The sequence below is a fragment of the Mesorhizobium sp. RCAM 06353 genome (genome assembly GCF_059683585.1).
This window is the reverse complement of sequence record NZ_CM185031.1, coordinates 3,107,288-3,117,729: the sequence shown is the minus strand read 5'-3', so window position 1 is coordinate 3,117,729 and position 10,442 is coordinate 3,107,288. Positions and strand designations below refer to the sequence as shown.

Sequence of the window (10,442 nt, the reverse complement as noted above, 5' to 3'; positions counted from 1 at the left end):
GTCCAGAAAGCGAGACTAGCGCATTGCCAGCCTAGAGCAACTTGGATTCGAAACGAGTTCGCCTGTTCCTCGCGGAACCGGCGACATGCCACGGCGTTTTGGATCAGATCGTGCAGTTACTGGAGCTTCCTCGGGTCGCCCGCCGACAGTCGGGCGGCGTCGCGATGAAGCAGCATGACCTGTTCGGCGTCCGATCTTCGGTCGTGAATCGGCTCCAGCGCAGCGTCTTCATCGAGTGCGAGAGCACCCGACAGATCGGGGGCAAGCACCGTCAGCTTCTGCTTGATGCCCGCCAGTTCCTCATTGCCCAGCGTCAGCCAGCTGTTGGCGCCGCAATAACCGGCGAACTCTTTGCTGGCGAGTACGCTGTGCGGATATTTCTTGGTCAGGGTCTGGAGGCGCTGGACCTCGTTTACAGCCGAGCCGAAGGCAGAGAATGTGAGCCGGTCGGTAAGCCCGACATTGCCGAACATCACATTGCCGACATGCAGGCCGATACCAAATTGTATGTCGCCCAACCCTTGCTCCTTCCTGCGCAGATTGAGATCCATCATGCGCGCGGTGGCTTTGTGCGCGGCCGCAAGAGCAGCCTGGCAGGCGACCTCGGACTGCGAGCGGTGTCTTTCGCAAGGGTAGACGGCAATGAAGCCATCCCCGATGAAACTCATGATCTGCCCGCCTTTGCGATTGAAAGGTGCGGCAACGGCGTCGAAAAACTGGTTCAGCGTATCGATATAGATTTCGCGGCCGGAGGTTTCGGCAAGCCTCGACGATCCACGCATATCGCCCATGACCAGCGCGGCTCGGATTGTATCGCCCTCGCCGCGCTTGATCTGGCCGTCCAGCACGCGCCTGCCAGCGTCGCCGCCGAGATAAGTGGTCATCATGTTGTCGGCGAGCTTGGTGAGCACCGCCATCTTGGTTGCAATAGCGAGATGGCTCTGGATGCGCAGCAGCGCCGAAATCATGCTGTCGCTGAAGCCTGCAGCACTGTCGGTGGACCAGGACCCAATCATGCCCTGACTGGGGTTGCCGCTGAAGGGATGGACGAAGGCCATGTAGTCGGTGACGCCGATAAGCCTGAGTTCCTCGAAAATAGGAAACTCCGGCGGCAATGACGGATCGATCCGGCGTCGCAGATGATCGAGCTTGTTGTTGATCAGATGGTAGTATGGACTGGTCAGGAATCTGTCGGACGGCCCGCCGGGCTCGGCTCGGAAGCCTTCCACTTCTATGCCCCGGCCGCGAAACCAGGTGAAGCCAAGCGCGTCATAAAGCGGATGCAGCATCGAAAAGCTCAAATGCACCCGCTTCAGCGGCAGGCCGGCGGCAGCCAGCCGTTCGCAAAAGCCTTTTACCAATGTTTCCAGGTCGCTGCCCGCCAGCGCCGATTGGTTCAGCCAATCGGCAACCTTATCCATGAGAGTGGTGGAAATTTCTGCTTGCGCTGTGCTCATTCTATCTCGAAACCCATTGAGGACGGAGCCATTGTCCTTTGATCCGCCATAACACAGTCCGCCGACGACCCAAAGATAAAGCCCCGACGTCAACGGGGCCGGCTTCGGCGGCATGCGGCAAGGAATTTCCCGGATGACTATCCTTGCAACCAAGGAGCGGGCGTAACTGCTTCTATGTCCTGTGAGGCCTTATGTGGCGAAGCTGCCGGCGGAGTGCAATCACGATCCTGACATCGGGCAAAAAAATTCGCCGGCTCAGACGCTGTCAGGCCTTCACCACCGTCTCTCGGGCCGGCCCGAGGCGGCCGAAAACATTGCGTGTGTCGACGATCAGAAGGGCGTGATCCGCGATCGCCTGATAGTCGATCGCGTCGTGGTCGGTTGCAACGACCACGGCATCGAAATCCTTCAAGGCCGTCTCGGTCAATTCGACCGAGCGGCGCCCTTTGATCGCCATGTGCTCCCGTGTGGTCGGGATCTCGGTAACATGCGGATCGTGGAATTCCGCCTTGCCGCCCCATTCCTCGATGAGCTCTATGAGCCGCAGTGAGGGGCTTTCGCGGATGTCGGGCACATTCTTCTTATAGGCTAGCCCGATGATGAGAATGCGCGAGCGGCTGAGCGCTTTGCCGCAGCGCCGGTCCAGTGCCTTCGCCAGTTCATCGACCACATGACGCGGCATGGCCGTGTTGATCTCCGCCGCCAGCTCGATGAAGCGGGTCGGCAGTTCGTATTCGCGCGCCTTCCACGTCAGGTAGAAGGGATCGATCGGGACGCAGTGCCCGCCAAGTCCCGGGCCAGGATAGAAAGGCATATAGCCGAAGGGCTTGGTCTTTGCCGCCTCGATCACCTCCCAGATGTCGATGCCCATCGCACCGAGCACGACCTTCAACTCGTTGACGAGGGCTATGTTGACCGAGCGGAAGATGTTTTCCGTCAGCTTGACCGCCTCGGCGGTCGCCGTGCTGGAAACCGGAACGACGGTCTTGACCACGCTTTGGTAGAAAGCCTGCACGAGCGTGGCTGCTTCAACGCCGTCGCCTGCCACGACCTTGGGGATCGTCGCGACTTCGAAGCTGCGATTGCCGGGATCCTCGCGTTCGGGCGAGAAGCCGAGGAAGAAGTCCGTCTTCGACTGCAAGCCGGTTTCTTCCAGTATGGGCTTGATCACGTCGTCGGTGGTGCCGGGATAGGTGGTCGATTCCAGCACGATCAGCTGGCCGAGACGCAGATGCTTGGCGATGGTGGCTGCCGTGTTCCTGACAAAGGAGAGGTCCGGCTCACGGTGTTTGGTCAGCGGTGTCGGAACGCAGATGATGATGACATCGCAGACGGCCAGCTCGGAAAAATCGGCGGTGGCGCGGAACCGTCCGCTCGCCACATGGCCGGCAAGGGCCATCGACGTCACCGCCTCGATGTAGGATTGGCCCTTGTTCAGGCTCTCGACCTTCTGGGTTTCGATGTCGAAGCCGGAAACCGGAAAGCCGGCGCGCGCGATCGCAACCGACAGCGGCAACCCGACATAGCCCAGTCCGATCACGCCGACTTGCGCGGCGCGCGTCGAAATCCGGTTCAAAAGACGGTCATATGTCGATCGTGAGGCGTCCAAAAAACTGCTTTCCCGTCAATTCGGACAGACTACCCGCGCCCATGGCGAGGCTCACCGGGTCCCAAAGAACCATGGCCGAGGCATATTGCCGAAAATCGATTTCCGCAAGCCGTCATTGGACCGGCGCCTTCGCCTTCAGGCTTGCGGCAGCCATCGCATAGCCGCCGTCGGCGCCATCGATGAAATGAACATGATCGGGCTGCAGCGGCGAGATGACGAGGCAGGTCATCAAGGCCGACCTCTGGCGGTGCAGGCCATAGCTGCAAATGCCCGCCTCTTCCGCCTGTTTCAGCCGGTTCTCGATCCGGTGTAAGACATCCGCGTCAACATCGATGGTCATCTTCAAGCCGTCGTCGAACTTGCGGAAATCCGAATTGCTGGCCACCTCGCGTTTGTAGACCTTCGGATCGAAACGGCCGATCGTCCAGCCAAATCTATCGGTGACAGCCGTAAGCGTCATCAGGAACATCACCCACAGCTTCACCCGCCACCGCCGCCCTGGCGGCGCCGTGGCCCGCGCCTCAACATCGAGGCCGGCGGGCACCAGACTGTAGGCCGGCCCGTCCACCGGCACCGGGTGGCCATCACGCTCCTGCCTGCCGGCAAGGGCGATGATGTCGGAGGCAAGAAACTGAAAACCGCGCAAGTCTCGCGAAGCCCCCGGTATGGCTATGATCGAGACGATTTCGCCGTGCCGGGCTTCGATCGGGTTCCAGCGGCAGGAGAGGCCGGTCAGATCCGGCCGCGCGCCGGCCGGCGCAGGGTCGATGCGGTAGCGCCCGGCTTTCATCTCGGCTTCCGCCCAACTGCCGCCACCACCGGCGAACATGGCATAGAAGGCCGCTTCGGAGGCCTGGAACCTCGCCACGCGAACATCGAAGCCTTGCGCTCTTATGTCCTTTATCGGCACGATTGCCGCACGCAAGGTCAGGTCCAGTTCGTCCGCCACCCATCTCTGGACAGAAGCCAGCGCGTTGCGGGCGATCTCAAGCGCCGAGCCGGGAAACGCCACGAGTGCGCCGTCGCCGCCGAAGACATAGGGAAGATCTTGCCGGCCCAGCGCATTGAGCAGCGCCGAAATGACGCTGGCGCCGGCCATATTGACGGTTTTATAGCGCCCCGCCTCGATCGCCTTGGTCGAGCCGACAATGTCGGCGGTGGCCAGCGCCCAGCCATCGGGCAGAGGCCGATAATTGTCGATATCGGCAACGCTTTCGAACTTTGCGAAGACTGGCAAGGAACCGACAAACGGGTCGGACGCGACAGCTGTTTCCATGAGCATTAGATAGCACATTCCAACGCTTGAAGGTGAAGTCGATCGTGCTTCGAAATTGACTTGCGCAGGCTTTCCGATGATAGGGTCACGCGATGCGAATTGCCTTCTACGCGCCGCTGAAGTCACCCAATCATCCCGTCGTCTCCGGCGACCGCCAGATGGCACGGATGCTGGTCAAGGCGCTGGAGCACGGAGGGCATAGCGTCGAACTGGCATCTGAGTTGCGCTTCTATCTACGGCAGCCGGAGCCGAAAAGTTTCGATGCGCTCAAGATCGTGGCCGCAGACGAAGCCGCGCGGCTGACCAAGCTTTGGCATCGTGACGGCAAGCCCGATCTCTGGTTCACCTACCATCCCTATTACAAGGCGCCCGACTTGATCGGGCCCGAACTGGCGTCGACCTTTGCTGTCCCCTATGTGACAGCGGAAGCCTCCTATTCCAGGCGACGCAACGCCGGCTTGTGGGCCGATAGCCAGGCGTTGGTGGCGCGAGCCATCGAACAGGCGGCGCTGAATATCTGCTTCACCCAAAGGGATCACCAGGGGCTGACAGATGCGATTCCCGGCGCCGCTTTCGGCATGCTTTCGCCCTTCATCGACACATCGGCATTCCGCGAAATGCCGTCACGGGGTTGTCCGACGCGCCTCGTTACCATCGCCATGATGCGCCCCGGCGACAAAGTCGAAAGCTATCGCATGCTGGCGCAAGCGCTCGGTTCGATCGGCCACCTGCCCTGGACCATGTCGGTGGTCGGCGACGGACCTGCCCGCGACGAGGTCAAAGCGCAATTCGCCGGCTTGCCCGCCGACCGTATCGAATGGCTTGGCGCGATCGAGCCGGCCACAGTGCCGGATGTCCTTTACACCGGGGGAATCTACGTCTGGCCGGGTTATGGCGAGGCCTATGGCGTTGCCTATCTTGAAGCACAGGCCGCCGGCCTTCCGGTGGTGGCTCAAGACATTGCCGGCGTGCCGGAGGTCGTGCGGGATGGCCAGACCGGGTTTCTCACGCCGCCGGGCGATGTCGCGGCGTTCGCTTCCGCCATTGCAAGGCTTCTGGCCCGTAACGACGAAAGAACCATCATGGCCGCACAAGCCAGACGTTTCGTCCTCGAGGAACGCTCCCTCGGCGGTGCAGCGGCGCGGCTGGCGGAACTTCTCAAAAAGATCCCGGTCTCATGACATCCGATCCCATCTGGCAGCCCTTGGTGGAAGAACTGGCGCGCCTGCAACGGGCGGGCCGCAAGGCGGAGTTCTGGCTGCGCGACGATGATGCCGTGGATCCGACGCCGGCGCTCGATCGACTGCTCGACCTCACCGGCGAATTCGCGGTTCCGGTCACTCTGGCCGTCATTCCGGCGCAGACCGACGGGAAGCTTGTCGTGCGGCTTGACGAGGCGCCGCATGCCACGGTCGCCATCCATGGCTGGGCGCACCGAAATCATGCGCCCGAGGACCAGAAAAAGCAGGAGCTCGGTGCGCATCGGCCACGCGAGGCGGTGCTCGATGATCTGGCTCGCGGACTGTCGCACATAACCGGACTGCACGGCGCACGTGCCGTTCCGATGCTGGTGCCACCCTGGAACCGGATCGACGCCGGCCTGGTGTCCGACCTTGGATCGATAGGATTTGCGGCATTGTCGGTCTTTGGCCCGCCGAAGCCGGCTTCCTTGGCGGTCATCAACAGCAATGTCGACATCATGGATTGGCACGGCACGCGCGGCTGCCGCGACCATGGCCTGTTGGTCCAGGCCATCGTCGCGCAATTGCAGCACGCATTCGACGGCAGCGAACCGGTCGGCCTGCTCACCCACCATGTCGTCCATGATGAATCGGCTTGGCTTTTCCTCGAACGGCTGTTCACGGTCACCGCACGGGCAGAAGCCTGCGCATGGCTTCCGATCAGGACATTGATTGAACGCAGCGTCGCTGGAGCATGATCCCGAAAAGTGGAATCCGGTTTTCTCGGACAAACGGTTTCCGTTTGTCCTGAGATCATGCTCAAACAAGGAGAGGAAAATAGCTCAGCGCTTTTTGGGCAATGAGACCGGGAATTGGAGCGTAAGGCCATCCCGCGCAGCAAAAGCGCCGGCAAACCTGTCCTTGGCCAGTTTCTCCATCGCGTCCAGTTGCTCGTCGGTGCGTGCCGGATCGTGGTGAAACAGCGCGAGCCCTCGCGCACCGGCCGCCTCACAGAGCTTGACGCCCTGTTGCCATGTCGAGTGCCCGTTCCCGCGACGGCGTTCCATTTCCTTCTCGGTGTAGGTGCAATCGTAAATGACGAGGTCGGCATCTTTGATCAGGCCGAGCACCGACTGATCGAGTTTGTCCGGCTCGTGCTCGGTGTCTGTGATCACCGCCACGACGCGACCGCCCCATTCGACCCGGTAGCCTATGCAGCCGCCCGGATGGGTTAGACTGCCGGTCCGAACCACCACCCCTTCGCGCGGCCGAAGCACGTCTCCGGACACGAAATCGCGGCAGTCGAGCTTTGCCTTGCAGACGTCCATTTTCACCGGAAACCACGGCGGCCGTATGAACTCATCGATCATCTGCCGGGTCGTCATGCGTCCTGCAAGATGCCCGGACCAAACCGTAAGTTTGACGCTCGGGTCAAAGATCGGCGCAAAAGCCGGCAGCCCGATGATGTGATCGTAGTGGCAATGGGTGAAAAGCAGGTCGAAATCGGTCATATCCGCCGCCTGAAACGCCCTGCCGGCAGGCCGCAAGCCCGAGCCAGCGTCGAACAGAAGCGTATGCTTGCCGCATCGCATCTCGATGCTGTTTGTGTTGCCGCCATAGCGAACGAATTCTGGCCCGGATACCGCAATGCTGCCGCGCACGCCCCAAAATCTGACCTGGAAAAAATCGTCGCCCATGCTACTTTTCGCCCATCGTAGCTCTAGGCGGTTCGTGCGTCGATCAGATCCGCGGTCGTATGGCTCAGCCGATCGGCAAGAACCCGCAATATCTCGATGGTCATTTCCGGGAACTCCTTCATAAGCCTCAGGAAATGATCCTTGCGGATTCTCAAGGCCTCCAGATCACTTGTCGCTCTGACGGTGGCAGTGCGGGAGCTGTTGCACAATATGGCGATCTCGCCGACGATCGAATTTGGCAGCAGTTCGGCAACTTTTATCGGCCCGCTGTCGGAATCCACCAAAATATCCGCCCTGCCCGAAAGGATGACATAGGCGGCGTCTGCCTCGTCGCCCTGCCGGAAGAGGATCTGGCCGGCGCTGTAGCTCACGCGATCGGATGTGAACGCGAGCAGCTTGAGCTTTGCCGGCTCGATGCCAGAGAACAAGGGAACGCGTTGCAGCATTCCAACTTCATCCTTGAGCAGCATTGTCGCAAACCTTCCTAAATTCGCGTCTGCCAGACTATGACAGAAGTTCCTTGAAGATACCGTTCCCTTCCAAAAGTGTCTCGTGCGTACCGTCCTCCACCAATTGGCCTGAGTCAAAGACGATAACGCGATCGAACATCATCGCCATTGCCGGACTCGTCACGACCCACACAATAGCCGGCGCATAGTCGTCGCGTCTGGCTTCCTCGAGCACGTTTCGCAGCACCTTGTCCTGAATGCGCTGGTCGAGCGCCGACAGCGGTCGGTTGAGAATGAGAAAATCGGGACGCTTGAGCAGGGCCCGGGCAACATCGAGCTTCTGTCGCTGTCCACCGGTCAGCCGCCTGCCGCCGGCGCCGACGTTGAAGTCCAGGCCGACATCCAGAAGCTCGGCGTAAAGCCCCAGCTCGTCAAGAATGTCATAGACGATGGAGCGTATGCGGTCCGGCGCGTCGGGATGGTTGTTGCCCACACGCCCGAACAGGACGTTATCCATGACGGTGGCCGCGGCAATGTATTTGGCAGGATCATACCGCTCGATCGCGTTTTGCAGCTCGGACGGCAGGTGTTCATAGAACTGGTTGCGTGCAGCGACGATCTTGCTCATCAGCTCCTCGGTCAGCAGGCCGAAGCGGTGCCGGGGCTCGATATAGGCAAAGCTCAAGGTGATGATCATGGCCCGGTCGGCCTCCGAAACCGCCTCGTAGGGACGGTTCTTGAGCCGCTGCAGCAAGGTCTCGTAGGCGGGGATCTCCTCGGCGCTCATGAAGGCGAGCTGCTGGAAGAACTGGTGATCGGGCGGCAGGTCGGCAAACAGCTCGATCGCCTGTTCGGCGATCTCCATGCCCATTTCGTAGAGCGTGCGGTCGAGGCCGGCTTGCTTCAGCACGGAAGCAAAATAGGGATTGGCCGCCAGTGCCTTGTCGGCCAGTTCGGAACCGGCGGCAGCGCCGAAGAGCAGGTTCTGGCCGATCGTCGCTTCCGTGTTGTAAGCGCCCGGCTCGAAAGGAACCACCAGCTCGCGCAACCCTTCCTGTTCCAGCCGGGTTCGCAGCGCAGCACGCAGTTCGACGATCCGCCCGGCAAGCTTCGTGTGACGCGTGAGGTCGGCCGAAGAGCGCAAGCCAAGATCCAGAATGTCGCGCGACAGAAGAACCGCGTCGAGCACCCGGCGCACCGCTTCAAAGAGGTCGTGCGGGCCGGTAGCACCAGCGGAAGCATAGTCGATCCAGTCGCTGTGGGTATCGAAATCCGGATTGCCCGACCGGCGCGCCTCGTCGATGTTCCAGCGCTGCTGGTCCGCCGCTGCGCCGTCATAAGTCACCGATGTCAGCGGCGCATGCTTCAGCCCGTAGAGCAGGTTATCGCGCAGGCTTGCGTGGAACAGGAAAACATCCGACGAGGCGTAGGACATCCGCCGGCCGGTCACTGCTTCGGGGAGTTCAAGCAGATCATCGGCGCCCGAAGCGACCTTTCCGCTTTCCGGCCAGTTCAGCCGCGCGAAAGCTTCTGCCAGCGCCTCCGCTCCACCTGTTGAGGTGCTGACCAGCGCCACCGTCTCACCCGGCTTGACCTGCATGGAGATACGGTTGAGGAGCATTGCACCGCCATCGTCTGCTATGGACAGACCGATGGCCGACAGAGGGTTTGTCATCGGACCGGGATCGTCGACCGTCAGTGCTCCGATTCCCGGCGCAATGAGATCCTCGACGGTGAACTGTTCAACGACCTGCTGATATTTGACCTGGACGTCCTGCCGATCCTGATCCCAGTCGATCAGTTCCTTCATCGGTCCGGGCAGGTCCTTGTAGGCGCCGATCACGGCCACGAGCTGGCCGACGTCCAGCCGGCCCCCGATGACCAGATACCCACCGATCATGTAGAACAGAAAGGGCGTGAGCTGCGCGAGAAAATTGTTGAGGAACTTTACCATGAATTTCCATTGGTAAAGATCGAAGCGGATCTTGAAGATGAGCCCGAGCCGGGCAGCTATATCGGCGCGCTCGTAGTTTGACGTGTCGTGGACGTGAACCGCGCCGATGCCGTCGACGATTTCGCCAACCCGGCCCGAAAGCGCGCGCGCCGTCAATTGCCGTTGGCGCCCGAGCACGATCAGCCGCCGCCGCATTCGCGGAATAAGCACGATCTGGATCGCCACGATCACCATCGCTATCATTCCGAGCCAGACGTTCTGGACCATGATGAACAACATGGCTGTCAGCGCCTGGCCGCCGAGCAGCACCGGCTGCAGGAAGGCATCGCCGATAAAGCCGCCCAGCGGCTCCACCTCGTCCTTCACCATGGTCGCCACTTCGGCCGATTTCACCCGCTTGAAGTAAATCGGCGGAAACCGCAGCACACGATCGATCAGATCGAAGCGGATACGCCGCAGCATGCGTTCGCCGAGGCGGCCCTTGTAGGTGTTGATGTAGAGTTTGAACAGGCCGTTGATGACGACCAGCAAGAGGAACACAAGGCTCAGGGCAAGCAGAGTCGCCGAGCGGTCGAGTTGAAAACCGGAGAAGAACTGGACCTCGCCAATGAACGGCAGATCATAGTGCAGCCTCATGAATGGCAGGGTCGCGCCCGGTTGCTCGAACCCCTTGCCCTGGATCGGGCCGTTGACGATCAGCTTCGGCAGGTCGAAGGACATGAAGTACGGGATCATCGAAAGCAAGACGATCATCAATATCCAGATCTGCTGCTTCCTGGTGTGCTTCCAGATATAGCGGGCTAGGCTGGGTTCCATATG

General features: G+C 60.9%; 8 protein-coding genes. 2 read left to right on the top strand and 6 right to left on the bottom strand.

The features are described 5' to 3' along the window. Positions 1–116: 116 nt before the first annotated feature. The 3 genes from AC56QX_RS14895 to AC56QX_RS14885 all read right to left on the bottom strand — a co-directional run bounded on the left by AC56QX_RS14895 (position 117) and on the right by AC56QX_RS14885 (position 4,360). Positions 117–1,457, bottom strand: a complete 1,341-nt coding sequence (locus AC56QX_RS14895) for an adenylate/guanylate cyclase domain-containing protein (protein ID WP_497116958.1) — start codon at positions 1,455–1,457, stop codon at positions 117–119. A gap of 265 nt (positions 1,458–1,722) precedes the next feature. Beyond that, positions 1,723–3,066, bottom strand: coding sequence for a nucleotide sugar dehydrogenase (locus AC56QX_RS14890; RefSeq protein ID WP_497116956.1), 1,344 nt, complete (start codon positions 3,064–3,066; stop codon positions 1,723–1,725). Positions 3,067–3,178: 112 nt separating this feature from the next. Then, positions 3,179–4,360, bottom strand: a complete 1,182-nt coding sequence (locus tag AC56QX_RS14885; protein ID WP_497116954.1) for a DUF3095 domain-containing protein — start codon at positions 4,358–4,360, stop codon at positions 3,179–3,181. 74 nt (positions 4,361–4,434) lie between these two features. Between AC56QX_RS14885 and AC56QX_RS14880 the strand changes: the two genes are divergently transcribed. Continuing rightward, complete coding sequence (locus AC56QX_RS14880; protein ID WP_497116952.1) at positions 4,435–5,523, top strand: glycosyltransferase family 4 protein; 1,089 nt, start codon at positions 4,435–4,437, stop codon at positions 5,521–5,523. Further along, positions 5,520–6,281, top strand: coding sequence for a polysaccharide deacetylase family protein (locus tag AC56QX_RS14875; protein ID WP_497116951.1), 762 nt, complete (start codon positions 5,520–5,522; stop codon positions 6,279–6,281). The genes AC56QX_RS14880 and AC56QX_RS14875 overlap by 4 nt, the downstream gene beginning before the upstream one ends. Positions 6,282–6,365: 84 nt before the next feature. Here AC56QX_RS14875 and AC56QX_RS14870 read toward each other — a convergent pair whose 3' ends face one another. The 3 genes from AC56QX_RS14870 to AC56QX_RS14860 are packed head-to-tail and all read right to left on the bottom strand — an operon-like array spanning position 6,366 to position 10,439. Continuing rightward, the gene (locus AC56QX_RS14870) at positions 6,366–7,220 is read right to left on the bottom strand and encodes an MBL fold metallo-hydrolase (protein WP_497116949.1); all 855 of its coding nucleotides are present in this window, start codon (positions 7,218–7,220) and stop codon (positions 6,366–6,368) included. Positions 7,221–7,243: 23 nt separating this feature from the next. Continuing rightward, positions 7,244–7,690, bottom strand: coding sequence for a cyclic nucleotide-binding domain-containing protein (locus AC56QX_RS14865; protein WP_497116947.1), 447 nt, complete (start codon positions 7,688–7,690; stop codon positions 7,244–7,246). A 34-nt stretch (positions 7,691–7,724) separates the two neighbouring features. Then, the gene (locus AC56QX_RS14860; RefSeq protein ID WP_497116945.1) at positions 7,725–10,439 is read right to left on the bottom strand and encodes an ABC transporter transmembrane domain-containing protein; all 2,715 of its coding nucleotides are present in this window, start codon (positions 10,437–10,439) and stop codon (positions 7,725–7,727) included. Positions 10,440–10,442 lie beyond the last annotated feature (3 nt).

What these genes read in the sequence shown, in the direction of transcription:
- AC56QX_RS14895 (WP_497116958.1), bottom strand. Translation starts at nt 1,457, where the DNA reads ATGAGCACAGCGCAAGCAGAAATTTCCACCACTCTCATGGATAAGGTT.
- AC56QX_RS14885 (WP_497116954.1), bottom strand. Translation starts at nt 4,360, where the DNA reads ATGTGCTATCTAATGCTCATGGAAACAGCTGTCGCGTCCGACCCGTTT.
- AC56QX_RS14880 (WP_497116952.1), top strand. Translation starts at nt 4,435, where the DNA reads ATGCGAATTGCCTTCTACGCGCCGCTGAAGTCACCCAATCATCCCGTC.
- AC56QX_RS14875 (WP_497116951.1), top strand. Translation starts at nt 5,520, where the DNA reads ATGACATCCGATCCCATCTGGCAGCCCTTGGTGGAAGAACTGGCGCGC.
- AC56QX_RS14870 (WP_497116949.1), bottom strand. Translation starts at nt 7,220, where the DNA reads ATGGGCGACGATTTTTTCCAGGTCAGATTTTGGGGCGTGCGCGGCAGC.
- AC56QX_RS14865 (WP_497116947.1), bottom strand. Translation starts at nt 7,690, where the DNA reads ATGCTGCTCAAGGATGAAGTTGGAATGCTGCAACGCGTTCCCTTGTTC.
- AC56QX_RS14860 (WP_497116945.1), bottom strand. Translation starts at nt 10,439, where the DNA reads ATGGAACCCAGCCTAGCCCGCTATATCTGGAAGCACACCAGGAAGCAG.